At 73.3% G+C, this 21,095-nt stretch carries 17 protein-coding genes; 16 read left to right on the top strand and 1 reads right to left on the bottom strand.

What is annotated here, in order from left to right; translation table 11 throughout:
• Positions 1–62 precede the first annotated feature (62 nt).
• From ACH4C6_RS22075 to ACH4C6_RS22065, 3 genes are read left to right on the top strand one after another with little or no spacing between them, the layout of a single operon-like run.
• Positions 63–596, top strand: coding sequence for a PadR family transcriptional regulator (locus tag ACH4C6_RS22075; protein ID WP_398110297.1), 534 nt, complete (start codon positions 63–65; stop codon positions 594–596).
• Complete coding sequence (locus ACH4C6_RS22070; RefSeq protein ID WP_398110296.1) at positions 593–1,279, top strand: ABC transporter ATP-binding protein; 687 nt, start codon at positions 593–595, stop codon at positions 1,277–1,279. The genes ACH4C6_RS22075 and ACH4C6_RS22070 overlap by 4 nt, the downstream gene beginning before the upstream one ends.
• Positions 1,276–2,616: an FtsX-like permease family protein gene (locus ACH4C6_RS22065; RefSeq protein WP_398110295.1), complete on the top strand. Its 1,341-nt coding sequence runs from the start codon at positions 1,276–1,278 to the stop codon at positions 2,614–2,616. The genes ACH4C6_RS22070 and ACH4C6_RS22065 overlap by 4 nt, the downstream gene beginning before the upstream one ends.
• 105 nt (positions 2,617–2,721) lie before the next feature.
• Here ACH4C6_RS22065 and ACH4C6_RS22060 read toward each other — a convergent pair whose 3' ends face one another.
• A complete protein-coding gene (locus tag ACH4C6_RS22060; protein WP_398110294.1) occupies positions 2,722–3,258 on the bottom strand; it encodes an HNH endonuclease in 537 nt (178 codons plus the stop codon).
• A 313-nt stretch (positions 3,259–3,571) separates the two neighbouring features.
• Here ACH4C6_RS22060 and ACH4C6_RS22055 point away from each other — a divergent pair, with 313 nt between their 5' ends.
• From ACH4C6_RS22055 to ACH4C6_RS21995, 13 genes are all read left to right on the top strand, one after another.
• A complete protein-coding gene (locus ACH4C6_RS22055; protein WP_398110293.1) occupies positions 3,572–4,681 on the top strand; it encodes a mechanosensitive ion channel family protein in 1,110 nt (369 codons plus the stop codon).
• A gap of 261 nt (positions 4,682–4,942) precedes the next feature.
• Positions 4,943–6,154 (top strand): ROK family protein, encoded by a 1,212-nt coding sequence (locus ACH4C6_RS22050; RefSeq protein WP_398110292.1) that lies wholly within the window; start codon positions 4,943–4,945, stop codon positions 6,152–6,154.
• A 54-nt stretch (positions 6,155–6,208) separates the two neighbouring features.
• Positions 6,209–7,546, top strand: coding sequence for an ABC transporter substrate-binding protein (locus ACH4C6_RS22045; protein WP_398110291.1), 1,338 nt, complete (start codon positions 6,209–6,211; stop codon positions 7,544–7,546).
• A 3-nt stretch (positions 7,547–7,549) separates the two neighbouring features.
• The gene (locus ACH4C6_RS22040) at positions 7,550–8,494 is read left to right on the top strand and encodes a carbohydrate ABC transporter permease (protein ID WP_398110290.1); all 945 of its coding nucleotides are present in this window, start codon (positions 7,550–7,552) and stop codon (positions 8,492–8,494) included.
• The gene (locus ACH4C6_RS22035) at positions 8,491–9,384 is read left to right on the top strand and encodes a carbohydrate ABC transporter permease (protein WP_398110289.1); all 894 of its coding nucleotides are present in this window, start codon (positions 8,491–8,493) and stop codon (positions 9,382–9,384) included. Before ACH4C6_RS22040 ends, ACH4C6_RS22035 begins: the two co-directional genes overlap by 4 nt.
• A 2-nt stretch (positions 9,385–9,386) precedes the next feature.
• The gene (locus ACH4C6_RS22030; RefSeq protein WP_398110288.1) at positions 9,387–10,652 is read left to right on the top strand and encodes a 6-phospho-beta-glucosidase; all 1,266 of its coding nucleotides are present in this window, start codon (positions 9,387–9,389) and stop codon (positions 10,650–10,652) included.
• Positions 10,643–11,614, top strand: coding sequence for an N-acetylglucosamine kinase (locus ACH4C6_RS22025; protein WP_398110287.1), 972 nt, complete (start codon positions 10,643–10,645; stop codon positions 11,612–11,614). Before ACH4C6_RS22030 ends, ACH4C6_RS22025 begins: the two co-directional genes overlap by 10 nt.
• 180 nt (positions 11,615–11,794) lie before the next feature.
• Positions 11,795–13,264, top strand: coding sequence for a hypothetical protein (locus ACH4C6_RS22020; protein ID WP_398110286.1), 1,470 nt, complete (start codon positions 11,795–11,797; stop codon positions 13,262–13,264).
• Between the two features lie 29 nt (positions 13,265–13,293).
• Positions 13,294–14,337 carry a glutamate ABC transporter substrate-binding protein gene (locus ACH4C6_RS22015; RefSeq protein WP_398110285.1) on the top strand — a complete coding sequence of 348 codons (1,044 nt, stop codon included), beginning with the start codon at positions 13,294–13,296 and terminating at the stop codon, positions 14,335–14,337.
• Between the two features lie 59 nt (positions 14,338–14,396).
• Complete coding sequence (locus ACH4C6_RS22010) at positions 14,397–15,734, top strand: hypothetical protein (RefSeq protein ID WP_398110284.1); 1,338 nt, start codon at positions 14,397–14,399, stop codon at positions 15,732–15,734.
• Positions 15,735–15,751: 17 nt separating this feature from the next.
• On the top strand, positions 15,752–18,307 hold the full coding sequence (locus tag ACH4C6_RS22005) for a tetratricopeptide repeat protein (RefSeq protein WP_398110435.1): 2,556 nt from the start codon (positions 15,752–15,754) through the stop codon (positions 18,305–18,307).
• A complete protein-coding gene (locus tag ACH4C6_RS22000; protein WP_398110283.1) occupies positions 18,308–19,627 on the top strand; it encodes a PP2C family serine/threonine-protein phosphatase in 1,320 nt (439 codons plus the stop codon).
• Between the two features lie 100 nt (positions 19,628–19,727).
• Complete coding sequence (locus tag ACH4C6_RS21995) at positions 19,728–21,074, top strand: VWA domain-containing protein (protein ID WP_398110282.1); 1,347 nt, start codon at positions 19,728–19,730, stop codon at positions 21,072–21,074.
• Positions 21,075–21,095: the final 21 nt, after the last annotated feature.

Raw genomic sequence — 21,095 nt, 5'->3', positions numbered from 1 at the left:
TCGCGCACTTCTTCGCGGCCAGCTATTCACTCAGTACATGTACCCAGTGCATAATGATCTCCATGAGCACCCGCCACATCCTGCTGGGCCTGCTCGCCACGGGTCCGAGCCATGGCTACGACCTGAAGCGACGCCACGACGAACGCTTCCCGCAGGCGCGTCCGCTGGCCTACGGGCAGGTGTACACGACCCTGCAACGCCTGGTCCGGGACGGTCTCGCCGAGGTCGACGGCACCGACTCGGACGGCGGCCCCGAGCGGACCCGCTACCGCACCACCGGCGAGGGGGCGCGCGAACTGGCCCGCTGGGCCGGCCAGATCGCCCCGCCCGCCCCGTTCGTGGCCAACGAGATCTTCGCCAAGGTCGTCGTCGCGATCCTCTCCGGAGGCGACGCGGCCGGATACCTGAGCGCCCAGCGTGCCGCCCACAAGGAGCGGATGCGGGAGCTGACGGCGGTCAAGGCCGCCGAGGGAGCCGACCTCGCGACCGTGCTCTCGGCGGACTACGCCCTCACCCACCTCGACGCCGACCTCCGCTGGATGAACACCACGGCGGCCCGGCTCACCACCCTGACCGCGGAGGTCGACGCAGTATGAACGAACCCGTGCCACTCCTGACGGCCCGCGACCTCGTCAAGGCGCACGGCAGGACACCCGCCCTGCGCGGCGCGTCGCTCCGGCTGCACGCGGGCGAGATCCTGGCCGTGACGGGCGCCAGCGGCAGCGGCAAGTCGACCCTGCTGCACTGTCTGGCCGGCATCGTCCGTCCGGACGCGGGCTCCGTGACCTACGACGGACAGCGGCTGGAGGACCTGTCCGAGAAGCGGCTGAGCGAACTGCGGCGCACCGAGTTCGGCGTGGTGTTCCAGTTCGGCCAGCTCATCCCCGAGCTGACGGCCCTGGACAACGTCGCCCTGCCGCTGCTCCTGGCAGGCACCGGCCGGGCCCGCGCCCGGGACCTGGCCGCGGAGTGGCTGGAGCGCTTCGGCGTCCGCGGGCAGGGCGACTCCCGCCCGGGCGAGTTGAGCGGTGGTCAGGCGCAACGCGTCGCGCTGGCCCGGGCCCTGGTCACCGGCCCGCGGGTCGTCTTCGCCGACGAGCCGACCGGGGCCCTGGACTCCCTGTCCGCCGAGCAGGTGATGACGGCCCTGGTGCGCACCGCCCGCCGGTCCGGCACGGCGGTGCTGCTGATCACCCACGACGCCCAGGTGGCGGCGTACGCCGACCGCGAGGTCCAGCTGCGCGACGGGGCCGTGGCGGCGCTCGGGGTGACGGCATGAGGGCACTGGACGCGGATCTGCGGCTCGCCTGGCAGTTCACGCGCGGCGCGGACCGCGGGGAGCGGTGGCGGGCCGCGCTCACGGCGGTGGGGGCCGCGTCGGCGACGGTGTTCGCCCTCGCCGCCGTCGCCCTGGCGTCGCTGCGCGGCAGACGGTCGATCCCGCTCGCCGACGGGCTCCTGGACGATCCCGGCACCCGGTCCGGAGTGGTCCTGGGACTGGTGCTCCTGCTCCTGCCCGTGCTCGGCCTCCTCGGCCAGTGCGCCCGGATCGGGGCCGTGCACCGCGACCGCAGGCTCGCCGGGCTGCGGCTCGCCGGAGCCACGCCCTGGCAGGTGCGGCGCATCGCCGCGCTGGAGACCGGGCTCGCCTGCGCGCTGGGCTCGGCGGTGGCCACCGTGCCCTCGGTGCTGGTGCTGCTGCGCCTGTGGGACGCGCCCACGGCGCCGGCCTGGGCCGGCATCGCCTTGGTCGCGCTCGCGGTGCCCGTGCTGGGCGCGACGGCGGGTGCTCTGGCGCTGCGCCGGGTCGTGACCTCGCCGCTCGGCTCGGTGCGCCGGACCGGGCCGGGCGACGGCCGGGTCTCGGGGCTGCTGTTCCTGAGCGGTCTCCTGCTCGCCGCGGTGGCCGCGCTGCTGACCGCCGCCACCGCCTCGGGCGCCCCGCTCCGGTCGTCCGGGGGGCCGCCGCTGCCGCTGGCGGGTGCGGTCCTCGCGGTCGGCGCGGGTGCGGTGTGGCTGTCCGGTGCCACCGCCCGGGTCGTCGGACGGATCCTGGCCGGCCGGGCCCGCTCCGCAGCCACCCTGATCGCCGCGGAGCGGCTGCGCGAGGACCCGTGGTCGGCCGCCCGCACGCACGCGGCCGTGCTGCTGGTGACCGTCGCCGGGACCGGCTTCCTGGGTGTCCGGCAGGTGCTGGCCGACGCGGTGCGCGAGCGGCCCGACGCCTCCTTCTACCTCACCGGCCTGAACCTCACCGGTGCCGCCGTCGCGATCGCCCTCGTGCTCACCCTGTCCGGCCTCGCCGTCGGCACCGCCGAGTCGCTGGCCGCCCGCCGCCGGGGCCTCGCCGTCCAGGCCGCCGCGGGCGTGCCGCAGTCGGTGCTCGGCCGCTCCCTGCTGCTGGAGACCGCCCTGCCCCTGACGCCCGCGGTGCTGCTGGCCGGCCTCGGGGGGACCGCCATCGGTGTCCGGTACGCCGCACTCGCGGACGAGGCGGTGCCCTGGGCGTCCGCCCTGTTCCCCGTGGCCGTCCTCGCCGCCTGCCTGCTCGCCGCGGCCACCTCGCTGCCCCTGCTGCGCCGCACGGTGCGCCCCGGGGAGCTGCGGTACGCGTAAGGGCGTGCGAAGGCGCCGGCCCGCCCGGAGACGGCCGGTCCCGGGGGAACGGGGGTTCCCCGGGACCGGCTCCGTGCCGGGGCGCCGACACGAAGACCCGGATCGTCAGGCCGAAATGCCGTCGATCCGGGCCAGGGCGTCGTCCGCGCCGTACGGCTGCAAGTACGGCAGCCAGCGCGGATCCCGATGGCCGGTGCCGATGATGCGCCAGGCCAGGCCCGAGGGCGGGGCGGGCTTGTGGCGCAGCCGCCAGCCGATCTCGACGAGATGGCGGTCGGCCTTGACGTGGTTGCAGCGACGGCAGGACGCGACGACGTTGTCCCAGACGTGCTTGCCCCCGCGGCTGCGCGGGATGACGTGGTCGACGCTGGTTGCGACGCCACCGCAGTACATGCACCGGCCCCCGTCGCGGGCGAACAGCGCCCGGCGGGTCAGAGGAACGGGCCCCCGGTAGGGAACCCGCACGAAACGCTTGAGCCGGACCACGCTGGGTGCGGGGACTGTGACGGTCGCGCTGTGCAGATGGGCGCCGGACTCCTCGAGGCAGACGGCCTTGTTCTCGAGGACGAGGACGAGCGCGCGGCGGAGCGGTACGACGCCGAGTGGCTCGTACGACGCGTTGAGGACCAGGACATGCGGCACGGATGCCTCCTTGGACGCCGGCGGCGCGTGGCTCGCGCCGGGACGATTCGTAGTCAGTCTCCCCTCATGCCTGGTGCAAGCGCCACCATGTCCCCGTAACGGGCTGGGAGTGTTTTCGCCCACACCGGACGCCCGTCCGAGGACGTGGCCTGTTCAGGCCCAGGTGAGCACCGTCTCTCCTTCACACATTCTTCGGGAGCACACACAATGCCCCGTTAGTGTGGTGGTTCTGCCCCTTCGGTGACCCAGCCGTGACCTTCGACCCCCGGAACCGCCGCACCGGGGCAGACCGCTGCACCTGGAGGTACCTGCCGTGTCCTTGTCCGTTGCGGACGCCGTCCTGTGGGCCGCCGGCCCGTCCCCGTCGCCGACCCCCTCGGAGACGGAGAGCCCGAGAGTGCCCTCGCTGGAGGACGCCCAGGAGAGCGCGACGAACGCCGCCGGCTGGGTGGAGCAGAACTGGTCGACCTGGCTCGCCATCGGGCTGCGCGTGCTGCTGATCCTGGTGATAGCGGCGGTGCTGCGGGTCGCGGTGCGCCGGGCGATCACCAAGCTCATCGACCGGATGAGCCGCACGGGGCAGACGGTGGACGGTGCCGGACTGGGCGGCCTGCTGGTCAACGTCGAACGCCGCCGCCAGCGTTCGCAGGCGATCGGCTCGGTGCTGCGCTCGGTGGCCAGCTTCCTGATCATGGGCACCGCGGCCCTGATGATCCTCTCCGCGTTCAACATCAACCTGGCCCCGCTGCTGGCGTCCGCCGGTGTGGCCGGTGTGGCGATCGGCTTCGGTGCCCGCAACCTCGTCACGGACTTCCTGTCCGGCGTCTTCATGATCCTGGAGGACCAGTACGGCGTCGGCGACTCCATCGACGCGGGCGTGGCCTCCGGCGAGGTGATCGAGGTGGGCCTGCGGGTGACCAAGCTGCGCGGCGAGGGCGGCGAGATCTGGTACGTCCGCAACGGCGAGGTCAAGCGCATCGGCAACCTCTCGCAGGGCTGGGCGACGGCCAACGTGGACGTCACCGTGCACGCCGGGGAGGACCTGGACAAGGTCAAGGCCACGCTGGACGAGGTGGCCGAGAAGATGGGCGCCGAGGAGCCCTGGAACGAACTGCTGTGGGGCCCGATCGAGGTCCTGGGGCTGGACAGCGTGCTGCTGGACTCGATGGTCGTGCGCATCTCCGCCAAGACCATGCCGGGCAAGTCGCTGACCGTGGAGCGCGAGCTGCGCTGGCGCGTCAAGCGGGCCTTCGACGCGGCCGGCATCCGGATCGTCGGCGGTGCCACGGCCCCGGTCGAGGAGACCGCGGCCGACCCGACGGCCGCGATGGCGGCCCCCTCGGTGTACGCGAACGCCTCGTCCCCGCAGTCGGCGGCGGCGTCCCCGCTCGTCCCGCCCGCGCCCACCAGCACCACGAAGTAAGCGACCGGCCACGGAGCAGCGACCGGCCACGGAGCAGCGACCGGCCACCCACGAGGGCGGCACCCGGAGTCCGGGTGCCGCCCTCCGGCGTGTCCGCGCTCCGGCGGACCGCCCCTATTGACGCTCGCCCGGTGACGGGCATACCTTCCTCCCCACCGAATAGGAAACTTTCCTAACAGTGATCGAGGGGCCGGCCTCCCGATGGACTTCCCCACCGGATCACTGAGAGGCTGAGCAGCCGAAGGGCAGGTGTGGACACGCATGGCAGGAACCGCCGGAACGCCGGGCACCCCGCGCGTCCTGCGCGCCATGAACGACCGGGCCGCCCTGGACCTGCTGCTGGAGCACGGGCCGCTCTCGCGCACCCGGATCGGCAAACTCACCGGGCTGTCGAAACCGACCGCCTCCCAGCTCCTGGCCCGCCTGGAGGCGGCCGGCCTCGTCCTTGCCACCGGCACCACCGAGGGCCGCCCCGGCCCGAGCGCCCAGCTCTACGAGGTCAACCCCGCGTCCGGCCACGCCGCCGGACTCGACGTCACCCCCCAGCGGATCCTCGCCGCGGTCGCCGACATCACCGGCCGCACGGTCGGCCGCTTCGAACTGCCCACCCCCGGCCGCCGCGCCGCCACCCCGGTCGTCCAGCAGGTCACCGACGCCCTGGACGGCGCGGTGAAGGCGGCGGGACTGGCCCGGGACGACGTCCACCGCCTGGTCATCGGCACCCCCGGCGCCTTCGACCCCACCACGGGCCGGCTGCGCTACGCCTCCCACCTGCCTGGCTGGCACTCCCCCACCCTGCTGGACGAACTCGCAACCGCCCTGCCGATGCCGTTCGAGTACGAGAACGACGTCAACCTGGTCGCCCTCGCCGAGCAGCGCCTCGGGGCGGCCCGGGGCCACACCGACTTCGTGCTGCTGTGGAACCAGGAGGGCCTGGGCGCCGCCCTGGTGCTGGGTGGCCGGCTGCACCGCGGGTGGACCGGCGGCGCCGGGGAGGTCGGCTTCCTGCCGGTCCCGGGCACGCCCCTGGTCCGCAAGGTCACCAAGGCCAACAGCGGCGGCTACCAGGAGCTGGCCGGCTCCCAGGCCGTCCCCCGCCTGGCCCGGGAGCTCGGCATCGAGGACGTCCCGCAGGGCCCCTACGCCGAGGCCGCCGCCCGGCTCGTGGCCCGGGCCGCACAGACCGGCGACGGACCGCACCGCGAGCTGCTGCGCGCCTACGCGACCCGGCTGGCCACCGGTCTGGCCTCCCTGGTGTCGGTGCTGGACCCCGAGCTGGTGGTGCTGAGCGGCGCCGCCCTCACCTCGGGCGGCGAGCCGCTGCGCGCCCTGGTCCAGGCCGAACTGGAGGAACTGGCCGCCTCGCGTCCCCGTCTGGTCGTGGGCGACGTCCGTGAACACCCCGTGCTGCGCGGCGCGCTGGAGAGCGCCCTCGCGACCACCCGCGACGAGGTCTTCGACACCTCCCGCTAGCCCCACCCCTCTTCCCGCGTCCCGCCCTCACCCCGTGCCCCAGGGAGCTCCGCCATGCCCAGAATGCCCCGGAAAGCGGCCCTCGTGCTCGCCGCGTCCGCCTCCGTCGCCCTCCTCGCCACCGCCTGCACCGGCCAGTCCGGCGCCGGAGCGGACGACGACGCGTCCAAGGAGACGACCCTCACCTTCTGGCACGCCTGGAGCGCGCCCTCGGAGGTGAAGGCCGTCGAGGACCTGGTCGCCGGCTTCGAGAAGGCGCACCCGAACATCCACGTCGACGTCGTCGGCAACATGACCGACGACAAGATCAACCAGTCGCTGCGCGCCGGCGGGGCCAAGGCCCCGGACGTGATCTCGTCGTTCACGACGAACAACGTCGGCAAGTTCTGCTCCTCGGGCGCGCTGGTGGATCTCAACCCGTTCTTCGAGAAGTCGGGCGTCGACCCGGAGAAGACGTTCCCGAAGGCCATGAACGAGTACACGCAGTTCGAGGGCAACCGCTGCGCGGTCCCCCTGCTCGGTGACGCCTACGGCCTCTACTACAACAAGACGGCGTTCAAGAAGGCCGGCGTCACCGCCCCGCCGAAGACCTGGTCGGAGTTCGAGCGCGTCGCGAAGAAGCTGACGATCCCCCAGGGGGACTCGTACAAGCAGCTCGGCTTCATGCCGAACTACCACGGCTGGGAGACCACCACCGAGCACTACCTCGGCCAGTTCTCCCCCACGTACTTCGACAAGGACGGCACGTCGAAGGTCGGCGAGGACCCGGCGTTCGCCCGGGCCTTCACCGTCCAGAAGAAGCTCGTCGACACCCTCGGCGGCTACCGCAAGCTGGAGACCTACCGCTCCAAGCTCGGCGACGAATGGGGCCCCAAGCACCCGTTCCACACCGGCCAGGTCGCCATGCAGCTCGACGGCGAGTGGCGCCTGGGCATGGCCCTGGACACCAAGCCGGCGTTCGACATCGGCGTGGCCCCGCTGCCCGTCCCCGACGACCAGGTGGACCAGTACGGCAAGGGCTACATCACCGGCACGATCGCCGGCATCGCCGCGACCAGCAGGAAGCAGAACGCGGCCTGGGAGCTGGTGAAGTACATGACCACGGACACGGACGCGGTGGTGGACTTCTCCAACGCCATCCACAACGTGCCCTCGACACTGGCAGCCCTGAAGTCCCCGAAGCTCACGTACGACCCGCGCTTCAAGACGTTCCTGGAGATCGCGGCGAACCCGCACTCCACCACCGCCCCCGCCTCCGTCAACGGCGGCGTCTACCTCACCACCGTCCAGGAGTTCGGCTACGCCTACGAAAGCGGCAAGGCGACCGATCTCAAGGCGGGCCTGAAGAAGGCGGCCGCGCAGATCGACACGGACATCGCGCAGGCGAAGTAGCGCATGAGCACCCACACCCTGCGGGCCAAGCACCGCCGCTCGGCCCTGCGCACCCTCGCCTTCCTCTCCCCCTGGCTGATCGGCTTCACGGTCTTCTTCGCCTACCCGCTGATCTCCACCGTCTACTTCTCCTTCATGCGCTACGACGGCTTCAGGCCGCCCACGTGGAGCGGCACGAAGAACTGGGTCTACGTCTTCGAGCACTACCCCCTGTTCTGGCCCGCCCTGCGCAACACCCTGTGGCTCGTCGTCGTCATGGTCACGCTCCGGGTCGCCTTCGGCCTGGGCGTGGGCCTGCTGATCACCAAGGTCAGGACGGCCACGGGCGTCTTCCGCACCCTCTTCTACCTGCCCTACCTGGCCCCGCCCGTGGCGGCCACGATGGCCTTCGCGTTCCTCCTCAACCCCGGCACGGGGCCGGTCAACTCCCTGCTGGAGAAGACCGGGCTGCCCGCCCCGGGCTGGTTCAACGACCCCACCTGGTCCAAGCCGGCCCTCACCCTCCTGGCGCTGTGGGGCATCGGCGACCTGATGGTCATCTTCATGGCGGCCCTGCTCGACGTGCCGAAGGAGCAGTACGAGGCGGCCGAACTGGACGGCGCGGCCCCGTGGCAGCGGTTCCGCTACGTGACGCTGCCGAACATCTCGCCGATCGTCATGTTCGCGGTCGTCACCGGCGTGATCCAGACGATGCAGTACTACACACAGCCGCTGATCGCCGGGAAGGTCGCGTCGGGCGTGATCCAGGGCGCGGGAACGCAGTTCGAGCCCGGCTACCCCGACAAGTCGACCCTCACCCTCCCCCAACTCGTCTACAACCTGGGCTTCCAGCGCTTCGACTACGGCGCGGCCTGTGTGGTCGCCCTGGTCCTCTTCGCCCTCTCCATGGCCTTCACAGCTCTCCTGATGCGCCGCCGGGGCGGCCTGATCCAGGCAGGTGAACGATGACGCAGGTGCTCGACAAGCCCCTGGAGCGGCAGACGCCCCCGTCGCCGGCACACCGCACGGCCCACCGCCGGGCCCTGCTGGAGTGGATCGCGATCCACTCCCTCGGCATCGCGGCGGCCCTCTTCTTCACGCTCCCGTTCGTCTTCGTCCTCCTCACCTCTCTCATGAGCGACAGCCAGGCGCTCAGCCGCGACCTGATCCCGCACACCTGGGAATGGGGCAACTACGCCAAGGTCCTCGACACCCCCGGCTTCCTCACCTGGTGGCGGAACACCCTGATCTACGCGGGCCTGGGCACGGTCCTCACGGTCGTCTCCTCGATCCCCGTGGCCTACGCCCTGGCCAAGTTCCGCTTCCGCGGCCGCAACCTGGCCCTGATGCTGGTCATCTCGATGATGATGCTGCCGCCGCAGGTCGTCGTCATCCCGATGTACCTGTTCTGGGCGAAGCAGCTGGACCTGTCCGGCTCGCTCTGGCCGCTGATCATCCCCATGGCGTTCGGCGACGCGTTCTCGATCTTCCTGCTGCGCCAGTTCCTGACGACGATCCCCGACGAGTACGTGGACGCGGCCAAGGTCGACGGCTGCGGCGACCTGCGCACGCTGCTGAAAGTCGTGCTGCCGATGGCCAAGCCGGGCATTGCCGCGGTGGCCCTCTTCCAGTTCTTCTACGCGTGGAACGACTACTTCGGCCCGCAGATCTACGCCTCGGAGAACCCGGGCGCGTGGACCCTGTCCTACGGCCTGGAGTCGTTCAAGGGCGCCCACCACACCGACTGGAACCTCACCATGGCCGCCACCGTGCTGGTCATGGCCCCCGTGATCCTCGTGTTCTTCTTCGCCCAGAAGGCGTTCGTCGAGGGCGTCACGCTCACCGGAGTAAAGGGTTAGACATGAAACTCACCGTGGTCGGCGGAGGCTCGACCTACACCCCCGAACTCGTGGACGGCTTCGCCCGCCTGAGGGACACCCTGCCCGTCGGGGAGCTGGTCCTGATGGACCCGGACGAAAACCGCCTGGACCTGGTGGGCGGACTCGCCCGCCGCATCTTCGCCCGCCAGGGCCACCCCGGCCGCATCACCACCACCACCGACCTGGACGCGGCGGTGGACGGCGCGGACACAGTCCTGCTGCAACTGCGCGTGGGCGGCCAGGCCGCCCGCGAACAGGACGAGACCTGGCCCCTGGAGTGCGGGTGCGTGGGCCAGGAGACCACGGGCGCCGGGGGCCTGGCGAAGGCCCTGCGCACGGTCCCGGTGGTGCTGGACATCGCGGAGCGCGTCCGCCGCACCAACCCGGGCGCCTGGATCATCGACTTCACCAACCCCGTCGGCATCGTGACCCGCGCCCTGCTCCAGGCCGGTCACCGGGCGATCGGCCTGTGCAACGTGGCGATCGGCCTGCAACGCAAGTTCGCGGCCCTGCTCTCGCTGGAGCCGTCCGAGCTCCACCTGGACCACGTCGGCCTCAACCACCTGACCTGGGAGACGGCCGTGCGCCGCGGCGGCCCGGAGGGCGAGGACGTCCTGCCCGAGCTGCTGGCCCGGCACGGTGACACCGTCGCCGCCGACCTGCGCCTGCCCCGCCCCCTCCTCGACACGCTGGGCGTCGTCCCCTCCTACTACCTGCGCTACTACTACGCACACGACGAAGTCGTGCGGGAACTGGGCGGCAAGCCCTCCCGCGCCGCCGAAGTGGCCGCGATGGAGGAGCAGTTGCTGACGCTGTACGCCGACCCGGCCCTCGACGAGAAGCCGGGGCTGCTGGCGAAGCGGGGCGGCGCCTTCTACTCGGAGGCCGCCGTCGACCTGGCCGCCGCCCTCCTGGGCGGGGCGGGCAGCCCTTACCAGGTGGTGAACACGTACAACAACGGCACGCTGCCCTTCCTCCCCGACGACGCGGTCGTCGAGGTGCAGGCCGCGGTGGGCGCCAAGGGCGCCTCCCCGCTGCCCGTCGCGCCGGTGGACCCGCTGTACGCGGGCCTGATGGCGGCCGTCACGGCCTACGAGGACCTGGCCCTCCAGGCGGCCCTGCACGGCGGCCGGGAGCGGGTCTTCCGCGCGCTGCTCGCCCACCCCCTGGTGGGCCAGTACGCGCACGCCGAGCAGCTCACCGACCGGCTGATCGCGCACAACCGGGAGCACCTGGCGTGGGCGTGAGAGCGCACGTCCTCGCCATCGACGCGGGCAACAGCAAGACCGACGTCGCGGTCGTCTCCTCGGACGGGGAGGTGCTGTCCACGGCGCGCGGCGGCGGCTTCCGCCCGCCGGCGGTGGGCGTCGGGGCGGCCGTGCGCGGGCTCGCCGAGACCGTCGACCGGGCCCTGGCCGACGCCGGGCTCGCTTCGGTCGCCCACGTCTCGGCCTGCCTGGCCAACGCCGACTTCCCCGTCGAGGAGGAGGAGCTGGCCGGGGCCCTGCGCACGCGCGCGTGGGGCGCGAGCGTGACGGTCCGCAACGACACCTTCGCCATCCTGCGGGCCGGGGTCACCGAACCGCGGGGGGTCGCGGTCGTCTGCGGCGCGGGCATCAACTGCGTCGGCATGCGCCCCGACGGCCGCACCGCCCGCTTCCCCGCGATCGGCAGGATCTCCGGTGACTGGGGCGGCGGCTGGGGGCTGTCCGAGGAGGCCCTGTGGCACGCCGCGCGCGCGGAGGACGGCCGGGGCGGCCCGACCGCCCTGGTGCGCACCCTGCCCGCGCACTTCGGCCTGCCCTCGATGCACGCGCTCATCGAGGCGCTGCACCTGGAGCGCGTGCCCGCCTCCCGGCGCCACGAGCTGGCCCCGGTCCTGTTCGCCACGGCGGCCGAGGGCGACCCCGTCGCCCGGGCGATCGTGGAACGCCAGGCGGAGGAGGTGGTCGCCATGGCGGTGGTGGCCCTCACCCGCCTGGACCTCCTGTCCGAACCCGCCCCGGTCCTGCTGGGCGGCAGCGTGCTGGCGGCCCGGCACCCCCAACTGAACGACCACATCGACCGCTTGCTGGCCGACCGGGCCCCCAAGGCCGTCCCGCAGGTGGTCACCGCCCGCCCGGTCCTCGGCGCGGCCCTGCTGGGCCTGGACCGGCTGGGGGCGCCGGAGGGGGCGCAGGAGCGGCTGCGGGCGCACTACGGCGTGTGAGCCGCACGCGCGGGCAGGTGCCGGGCCCGCCGCACGGGAACCGAACCCCTCCTCCGGACGTGTACCTGGGCGAGGGGTGGCGCTCCACGCTGCGATCCGATCAAGATCGGGCAAGGCCGGTGCGGATGTCGGTCCCGGCAGCGATACTTGCCGCGACGGATGACCATGGGGGAGGTCACAGTGACACACACGCCGCGGGGCAGCACACCGCCACCGGGTCCGAGCCTGCCCGTCCTGCCGCCCGTCCCGGCGCAGGCGGCCCCGCCGGCCCGGTCCTCCGCCCATCCCGCAGCGGCACCCCGTCCGTCCGCCCCGGCCTCCCCGGCCGGCCCTCCCCGCCGCACCGCCTTCGCCGAGGGCGCCGAGCGCCTGCGCGCCGCCGCGACCACGGAACCGGGCCGCCTGCGCATCATCGGGGCGCTCCTCGCCGCCCTCGTCGTCGCCTTCGGCGCCGTCAGCGCCTGGCAGATGACCGGCCGCGCGGCCGCCGCCGACGACGTCCTCACCAGCAGCCAGCCCCTCAGCTCCGACGCGGCCGACATCTACCGGTCCCTGGCGGACGCCAACACCGCGGCCTCCAGCGGCTTCCTGGCCGGCGGCCAGGAGTCGGCGGCCTCCCGCGACCGCTACGAGAAGGACATCCGCACGGCCGCGGAGAAGCTGGTCAACGCGGCCGCCGCGTCGGAACCGGGCTCCCCCTCCGCGCGCACGATCGCCGAACTCAACCGGCTGCTGCCCGAGTACAAGGGCCTGGTCGAGCGCGCGCGCACGTACAACCGGCAGGGCTTCCCGGTGGGCGGCGCCTATCTGCGCTACGCCAACGAGAAGATGCAGCAGCGGATGCTCCCGGCCGCGGAGGACCTGTACACGAAGGAGAACCAGCGCCTGCGGGCGGACTACGCGGACGCCACGCCCTACCCCTGGGCGGCGATCGCCCTCGGCGTCCTCGCCCTGGCCGCCCTCGGCTGGGCGCAGCACCGCACCTACCGGCGCACCCACCGCGTCCTGAACCACGGCCTGGTCGCGGCCACCGCCGCCGCGGCGGTCGTCCTGCTCTGGCTCGTCGCCGGTCACGGCCTCGCCCGCTCCGGCCTGAACGACTCCTACGACCACGGCGTCCGCTCGCTGAACGTCCTGCACGACGCGCGCATCGCCTCCCTGAAGGCCCGGGGCAACGAGAACCTCACCCTGGTGGCCCGCGGCGCGGAGACGAAGAAGGTCGGCGGGAAGACCTACGACGCCTACGACTTCGACTTCGGCGCGGACATCGGTGCCCTGGGCGCCCGCCTGGAGGCGGCGCGGGAGCTCGCCGACGACGGGACGGGCCGGAAGCCCGTCACGACCGCGCTGGGCAACATGGAGGAGTGGAAGAAGCGCCACGCCGCGGCGCGCGAGCAGGACGAGAACGGCAACTACCAGCAGGCGCTGGACAGGGTGATCGGCACCGAGGGCGCGACCGGCGAGTGCTTCGACAGCGTCGACGCGAACCTGCGCACGGCCCTCGCGCACGAGGAGAGGGAGTTCGAGCGGGCGGCCACGGGCGGCCGGGACGCGCTGACCGGACTGCCGGCGGGGGCCGCCGTCCTCGCGCTCCTCGGGGCCGCGGGAGCGGTCCTGGGCATCGGCCGCAGGCTGTCGGAGTACCGGTGAACGGGCCAGGGGCGACAGGAGGCACGACCGTGCGAGCAGGACGTGTGCGCACCGCCCTGAGGGGCTGGGGCGGAGTGACGGCGATGGCGGTCGTCTGCGCCCTGGTGGCGTTCGCCGCCCTGTGCCTGCCCCGGAAGGCCGCCACGGTGGTCGGCACCGGGCCCGCCGGGACCACCGCCACCGCGCACATCGCCCGGACCGGTGCCGAGGAGGACTGCGAGGCCCCGGAGAAGCAGACGCTCTCCCCCTCCGGCGACGACGGCGACACCATCGCGGCCATCAAGAGCCGTACGGGCGAGAAGCGCAAGCTGGTCGTCGGCGTCGACCAGAACAGCTACCGCTGGGGCTACCGCGACCCGAACGGCGGCGAGTCGGGCGAGCTGGAGGGCTTCGACATCGACCTCGTGCACCGCATCGCCGAGGAGATACTCGGCGACCGGGACGCGGTGCAGTTCAAGGCGATCCCCACCGATCAGCGCATCCCGGCGATCCAGGACGGCCGTGTCGACATGGTGGTCCGCACCATGACGATCAACTGCGACCGCATCCGGGACGTCGCCTTCTCCGCGCCGTACTTCAAGACCGGCCAGCAGGTCCTGGCGCCCAAGTCGTCGCCCGTGAAGGGCTACGACGACACGCTCGCGGGCCGCAGGATCTGCACGGCGGCGGGCTCCACGGCGCACGCCAAGCTGGAGGCGGACAGGAAGGACGGTCGGCTCCCCGCCGGCACGGACATCTCCACGACGGTCCCGAACCAGCTCGACTGCCTGGTCAGGCTGCAACTCGGCGAGGTGGACGCCGTGGTCACCGACGGCGCGCTCGCCGCGAGCCAGGCGGCCCAGGACCCGACGGTCCAGCTCAAGGGCGAGGCCTTCACTGCCGAGTACTACGGCGTGGCGATGAAGAAGGGTGCGGACGACCTGGTACGCCGGGTCAACCGGATCCTGGTGGACTACCGCAAGGACGGCGACGACGGCTGGCAGGCCTCGTACGGGAAATGGCTGTCCGCCACACTGGGCAAGGATGCGAAGAAGTCGGAACCCCCGGCACCGGAGTACCTCCGCACGAGCTGACCCGCACCGCGACCGACGACCAGGCCCCCGACCGGCACAACCGCAGCGAGAGGTGATCGATGGGCGTCACGGGACCCGCCGGGCCGGTGATGGACCGGGACGAGGTGGACCGTGCGCTGGCGCGGCTCGGCGCGGAGCACGAAGCGATCGAGACCTCGCTCCTCGCCCTCCAGGACCACGCCGGCCGCAGACTCCTGGAGGGTGCCGCACTGACCGGCGTCACCCGGGAGCGCTGGGCGGCCACGGACGCGTCGATCACCCTGCTGTGGACCTACTTCGACGCGTACACGGACGCGTTGCGCTCCGCCCGCGACATCCGCGCCCGGCGGCGCTGGTCCAGCCGTGAGGATTTGGTGGAGCTGACCGAGCTGCTGAACGGCGAGCCGGTCACCGTCGCGGGCGGCGCCGCGGCGACGGCCAACGCGGCTGCTCCGCACGGCGGTTCGACGAAGCTCAGCGAGCGCTACTCGCTCGCCGGGCTGGTGGACCGGATGAACGAGCTGTACGCGACCAGCCTGGACGTGGTGGTCGCCGCGGACGCCGTCTGGTCGGCGCTGCCGGCCCGGATCGACCTGCTGGCCGCCGAACTCCAGCGCACCCGGCGGCTGGCGCACTCGGTCGGCGTGCGGCCCGGCGAGCATCCGTCGGGTGACGACCTGGAGCGCATCACCCGCACGCTCACCCGGCTGCGCGAGCAGGTGATCTCCGACCCGCTGGCGTTCTGGGTGGCTGCCGAGGGCAGTTCGGCGCCGGGCGGCGGCCGGCCGGACACCACGGTGTACGACCGCGAGGCGCGGGCCCTGGAGGACGTGCGGCGGGAGATCGACGCGGTCCTGACGGTCCGCCAGGACGCCGAGACCAGGATCGTGAAGCTGCGGGACGTGCTCAGCCGCGCGGACCGCACCCTCGCCGAGGCGCGCACCGCCCGGGGCGAGGTGCTGGCGAAGATCGCGGCGACGGAGGTGCCGGTGGTCAGCGGTCCCCCGACCGCGCTCCAGGAGCAGCTGGCGGCGGCCGCGGAGTACCGCAGGCAGGCCCAGTGGCATCGGCTCTCGCCGCTGCTGGAGGCGCTGGAGGAGAAGGCCGAGGACGAACTGCTGCGCGCCCGCGAGTCGTTGAGCGCGGTCACCGCGCCGCTTGCGGTCCGCGCCGAGCTGCGCGGCCGGCTCGACGCGTACCGGGCGAAGGTGGCCCGGCACGGTTTCGCCGAGGACGCGCTGCTGGTGGAGCGGTACGAGAAGGCGCGTCGCATGCTGTGGAGCGCACCCTGCGACCTGCGCGCCGCCGAACAGGCCGTGCTGCGCTACCAGCAGGCGGCGGCCGAGCTGCTCGGCGGCCCGCGGGTGCCGGACCATCCGGGCGGGGCCGAGGACGACCGGAGGGGGCCGGACGCATGAGCGACCAGGGGAAGTCGATGAGCCGGGCACCGCACGAGCCGCCCGGCCCGTCCGGGCGTGCGTGCCAGCGCCCCGGCTGCGACGGCGCGTACGAGGACGTGGGCGGCGGCGAACTGTACTGCGGCACCTGCGGCCTGGCCCCGGTCGTCGCACCCCGGAGCCCTTCCTCCGAGGGCGGCATGGTGGGTTCGTCCCCCACGGGCGTCACCTCCGGGGGCGGGAGCGGCTCCCGCGGGTCCTCGGGCAGCCGCAGTGCGGGTACGTCCTCGCAGTCGTCGCGCTCCCGCCGCTCGGTCTCGGGCCGGCTGTCCCGCTCGGTGTCGGGCAGGTCCACGGGCCGCTCGGTGTCCGTGCGCAGCTCCGGGTCGGCCTCCGGTACCGCCTCCCGGGTGCGGCTGGGCGCCGGGCTGGTGCAGGTGCCGCCGATCCCGCGGCCCGACCCGCGCGCGATGGTGCTGGACGACCCCGAGGTGCCCGAGCGCAAGCGGTTCTGCTCCCGGTCGGACTGCGGGGCCCCGGTGGGCCGGGCGCGCGGCGACCGGCCGGGCCGCACGGAGGGCTTCTGCACCAAGTGCGGCCACCCGTACTCGTTCGTGCCGAAGCTGCGCACCGGTGACGTGGTCCACGGGCAGTACGAGGTGGTGGGCTGCCTCGCGCACGGCGGTCTGGGCTGGATCTACCTCGCCGTGGACCGCGCGGTCTCGGACCGCTGGGTGGTCCTCAAGGGCCTGCTGGACACGGGCGACCAGGACGCGATGGCGGCGGCGATCTCCGAGCGGCGCTTCCTCGCGGAGATCGAGCACGCCAACATCGTGCGGATCTACAACTTCGTGGAGCACCTGGACCAGCGCACCGGCTCCCTCGACGGCTACATCGTCATGGAGTACGTGGGCGGCAAGTCGCTCAAGGAGATCGCCAACGCCCGGCGCACCCCGCAGGGCCGGCGCGACCCGCTGCCGGTGGAGCAGGCGTGCGCGTACGGCATCGAGGCGCTGGAGGCGCTGGGGCACCTGCACAGCCGCAACCTGCTCTACTGCGACTTCAAGGTCGACAACGCCATCCAGACCGAGGACGAGCTGAAGCTGATCGACATGGGCGCGGTGCGCAGGATGGACGACGAGGAGTCGGCCATCTACGGCACGGTGGGCTACCAGGCGCCCGAGGTCGCCGAGACCGGGCCGTCCGTGGCGAGCGACCTGTACACGGTCGCCCGCACCCTCGCCGTGCTGACCTTCGACTTCCAGGGCTACACCAACGTCTACGCCGACTCCCTGCCCGACCCGGACCACATCGAGGTGTTCCGGCAGTACGAGTCCTTCTACCGGCTCCTGGTGCGCGCCACCGACCCCGATCCGGCCCGCCGGTTCGCCTCCGCGCAGGAGATGACGGAGCAGCTCACGGGCGTGCTGCGGGAGGTCGTCTCGCTCCAGACGGGCCGGGCCCGGCCCGCTCTGTCCACCCTGTTCGGTCCGGAACTGCGGGTGACCGACACGGAGTTGTTCCCCCGGCTGGACGGCGAGGTGTCCCGGCTGGGCGCGCGGGCGACGGGGACGGGACGCCGCGCCGGCGCCGCGCTCCCGGCCCGGGCCGGCGCTCCGCCCTCCGGTGCGGCGGCATCCGTCGCCGGGCTCGTCAAGCGGGTCGACACCCGCGCCGCCGCCCTGGCCCTGCCGGTGCCCCGGGTGGACCCGACCGACCCCAACGCCGGTTTCCTCGCGGGCCTGATGACCTCCGCCCCGGTGGAGCTGCTCGGGGCACTGGAGGCCGCGCCGGCCCCGTCGACCGAGACGCGGCTGCGGCAGGTGCGGGCCCGGCTGGAGACCGGTGAGCCGGGTGCCGCGCTGGAGTCGCTCGCCGCCCTGGAGGACGAACGGCCCGACGACTGGCGGGTGGTCTGGTTCCGGGGCCTGGCCGCGCTGGTGACCGGAGACGACGAGGGCGCCGCGCTGGCCTTCGACGCGATCTACGACGCCTTCCCCGGCGAGATCGCCCCGAAGCTGGCGCTGGGCCTGTGCGCGGAGGTGCTGGGCCAGCTGGACAACGCCGCCGAGTACTACCGGCTGGTGTGGTCGACCGACCCGAGCCATGTGAGCGCCGCGTTCGGCCTGGCCCGTGTCCAGCTGGCGACCGGCGACCGGCGCGGCGCCGTGCGGACGCTGGAGTCCGTGCCGGAGTCCTCCATCCACTACACGGCCGCGCGGGTGGCGGCCGTCCGGGCACGGCTGCGCGGGCGCACGGCCACGGCCTCGGACGTGCCCTTCCTGGAGGACCTGACGGCCGCCGCGGCACAGGTGGAGGCGCTCGACGCCTACGGCCTGGATCCGGCGCGGCGGGAGCAGTTGTCGGCCGAAGTCCTCGGTTGCGCCCTGGACTGGGTACTCTCCGGGGGCCAGGGTTCCTCCCCTCCCGCCGCCGGGGGGCGGACGCTGCTCGGCAGCGGCCTGGACGAGCGGGGACTGCGTTTCGGACTGGAACGCTCGTACCGCATGCTGGCCCGGCTGGCGCGGGGCGGCGAGGAGAGGATCGACCTGGTGGAACGTGCCAATCGTTACCGCCCCCGGACGTGGGTGTAGTTGATGTCGCAGATGCCCCGGTTGTCCGCATGCCCGAGCTGCGAGGAACCCCTCGAGTCGGGTGACCGTTTCTGCGGCGCGTGCGGATACGACCTGTCCGCCGTGCCGGCACGGCCCGAGGACAACCCGACCATCGCCCTGAACGGCGCGGTGCCCGCCCAGGGCGCCCCGGCCGCCGCGTACCCCGAGCCCCCGCAGGCCCCGCCGGCCGGCGCGGCCCCGGGCGCCGGCGCACCGCCCCCCGGTGCGCCCCCGTCCCCGGCGGCGGGGGTGCGGTTCGACCGGCCGCCGCAGCCGGAGGGCTACGCGCCGGAGATCTACCGCACCCAGCCGGACGAGTACCCCCTCCAGGCGCCGGACCCCCGGGTGTCCGCCGAACCGGCGGCCCCGCCCGCCGCTGCCGGCGGCAAGGTCTGCGTCGCCTGCCGGGCCGGCCGCGTGGACGACGACGGCTATTGCGAGAACTGCGGCCACGCCCAGCCGCGCGAACGGGACCACATGGAGCAGGAGTCCGGGCCGGTGGCCGCGGTCAGCGACCGCGGCCTGCGCCACCACCGCAACGAGGACGCGTTCGCCCTCGGGACCACCACGCTGCCCGACGGCTCGCCCGCCTCCGTGGCGATCGTCTGCGACGGCGTCTCCTCGGCGACCCGGCCCGACGACGCCTCGGCGGCCGCGTCGAAGGCCGCGAGCGAGACGCTGCTGGCGGCCCTGCCGCGCGGCACGCACCCGCAGCAGGCCATGCACGAGGCGATCGTCGCCGCCTCCCACGCGGTCAACTCGCTGGCGGAGGAGCCGGCCACGGCCCGCGAGCACGCCCCGCACCAGAACGCCCCGGCCTGCACCATCGTCGGCGCCGTGGTGACCTCGGGGCTGCTGATCGTCGGCTGGGTCGGCGACAGCCGCGCCTACTGGGTCCCGGTCGACCGCGGCGCTCCCCCGGCCCGGCTCACCGAGGACGACTCCTGGGCGGCGCAGATGGTCGCCGCGGGCCTGATGAACGAGGCCGAGGCCTACGCCGACGAGCGCGCCCACGCCATCACCGGCTGGCTCGGCGCCGACGCCTACGAACTGGAGCCGCACACCGCCGCGTTCAAGCCCGACCGCCCCGGTGTGGTGGTCGTCTGCACGGACGGCCTGTGGAACTACGCCGAGGCCGCCGAGGAGATGGCCCGCATCCTGCCGCTCGACGCCGCCGGGCAGCCGCTGCACAGCGCCCGCGTGCTCGTCGGTCACGCCCTGGACGGCGGGGGCCACGACAACGTAACAGTGGCGCTCGTGCCGTTCCCGGCGGTGCCGCAGGGGGCAGGATCGGCCTGAGGCCACGCTCGGGGGTGGCTCGGCGGACCGGAGGGGACCGGTCCGCCCACCGTCGTGACCCCGCTGCCGGCGGGGTCTCCGGAGGGGGATCGAAACAGGCATGGCCAATTTCTCGAAAGCGAGCGCGCCCCGGTTCTCGGTGGACGTCTATCAGAACGAGTACCTGCCGGAGGGCGCCCGCGAGGTCAACGCCATCGTCACGGTGACGGCGACCGGCGGCGGCACCCTCGGCAGCGCGGTCGGCGCACCGCAGCTGTACGCACCCGGGCAGGGTCCGTCCGCCGCGGTGGCGATCATGGTCGACTGCTCGGGGTCGATGGACTACCCGCCCGCCAAGATGCGCAACGCGCGCGACGCCACCGCCGCCGCGATCGACACCCTGCGCGACGGCGTCCACTTCGCGGTGATCGGCGGGACGCACGTCGCCAAGGAGGTCTACCCCGGCGGCGGCCGGGTCGCCGTCGCCGACGCCACCACCCGCGCGCAGGCCAAGCAGGCGCTGCGGGCGCTCGGCGCGGGGGGCGGCACGGCCATCGGCACCTGGCTGCGGCTGGCCGACCGTCTGCTGTCCTCCGTGGACGTCGCCATCCGCCACGGCATCCTGCTCACCGACGGCCGCAACGAGCACGAGTCGGCCCAGGACCTGAGGGCCGCGCTCGACGCGTGCGCGGGCCGTTTCACCTGCGACGCACGCGGGGTCGGCACCGACTGGGAAGTGAAAGAAGTCACAGCGATCGCCTCGGCGCTGCTCGGCACCGCCGACATCGTCGCCGATCCGGCCGCTCTGGCCGCGGACTTCACGCGGATGATGGAGACGGCGATGGGCAAGGAGGTCGCGGACGTCTCCCTGCGGCTGTGGACCCCCGTCGACACCACGGTGAAGTTCGTCAAGCAGGTCGCCCCCGCGGTCGAGGAACTGACCGGCCGGCGCACCGAGGCCGGCCCCCGCGCCGGCGACTACCCGCTGGGTTCCTGGGGCGACGAGTCCCGCGACTACCACCTGTGTGTGCAGGTCCCGGCCGCGCACGTCGGGCAGGAGATGCTGGCGGCCCGCATCTCGCTGGTCGTCCCGCAGCCCGACGGCGGCGTCCACAACCTCGGCGCGCAGGGCCTGGTCCGGGCCGTGTGGACGGACGACATGGTCGCCTCCACGTCGATCAACCCCCAGGTCGCCCACTACACCGGGCAGGCCGAACTGGCCCAGGTCATCCAGCAGGGGCTCGATCTGCGCAAGTCGGGCGATATCGACGGAGCAACGGCCAAACTGGGCCGGGCCGTTCAGCTCGCGAGTGCCTCGGGGAACGCCGATACTGCGAAACTGCTTGCGAAGGTGGTGGACGTGGTCGACGCCGCGACCGGTACTGTGCGACTGAAGGCGAAGGTCGCGGAGGCGGACGAGATGACGCTCGAAACCCGGTCCACCAAGACTGTTCGCGTCAAGAAGTGACCTGGAAGAGATCGAAGGAGG

It is taken from the genome of Streptomyces sp. NPDC017943, from assembly GCF_044328425.1.
GTDB classification, from domain to species: domain Bacteria; phylum Actinomycetota; class Actinomycetes; order Streptomycetales; family Streptomycetaceae; genus Streptomyces; species Streptomyces djakartensis_A.
Note: the sequence above shows the minus strand (reverse complement) of the source record. Positions and strands in the feature narration are given on the sequence as shown.

Bases quoted from the DNA above. Each gene is read 5' to 3' on its own strand.
- ACH4C6_RS22075 (WP_398110297.1), top strand. From the start codon at position 63: ATGAGCACCCGCCACATCCTGCTGGGCCTGCTCGCCACGGGTCCGAGC.
- ACH4C6_RS22070 (WP_398110296.1), top strand. From the start codon at position 593: ATGAACGAACCCGTGCCACTCCTGACGGCCCGCGACCTCGTCAAGGCG.
- ACH4C6_RS22065 (WP_398110295.1), top strand. From the start codon at position 1,276: ATGAGGGCACTGGACGCGGATCTGCGGCTCGCCTGGCAGTTCACGCGC.
- ACH4C6_RS22050 (WP_398110292.1), top strand. From the start codon at position 4,943: ATGGCAGGAACCGCCGGAACGCCGGGCACCCCGCGCGTCCTGCGCGCC.
- ACH4C6_RS22045 (WP_398110291.1), top strand. From the start codon at position 6,209: ATGCCCAGAATGCCCCGGAAAGCGGCCCTCGTGCTCGCCGCGTCCGCC.
- ACH4C6_RS22040 (WP_398110290.1), top strand. From the start codon at position 7,550: ATGAGCACCCACACCCTGCGGGCCAAGCACCGCCGCTCGGCCCTGCGC.
- ACH4C6_RS22035 (WP_398110289.1), top strand. From the start codon at position 8,491: ATGACGCAGGTGCTCGACAAGCCCCTGGAGCGGCAGACGCCCCCGTCG.
- ACH4C6_RS22030 (WP_398110288.1), top strand. From the start codon at position 9,387: ATGAAACTCACCGTGGTCGGCGGAGGCTCGACCTACACCCCCGAACTC.
- ACH4C6_RS22010 (WP_398110284.1), top strand. From the start codon at position 14,397: ATGGGCGTCACGGGACCCGCCGGGCCGGTGATGGACCGGGACGAGGTG.
- ACH4C6_RS22005 (WP_398110435.1), top strand. From the start codon at position 15,752: ATGAGCCGGGCACCGCACGAGCCGCCCGGCCCGTCCGGGCGTGCGTGC.
- ACH4C6_RS21995 (WP_398110282.1), top strand. From the start codon at position 19,728: ATGGCCAATTTCTCGAAAGCGAGCGCGCCCCGGTTCTCGGTGGACGTC.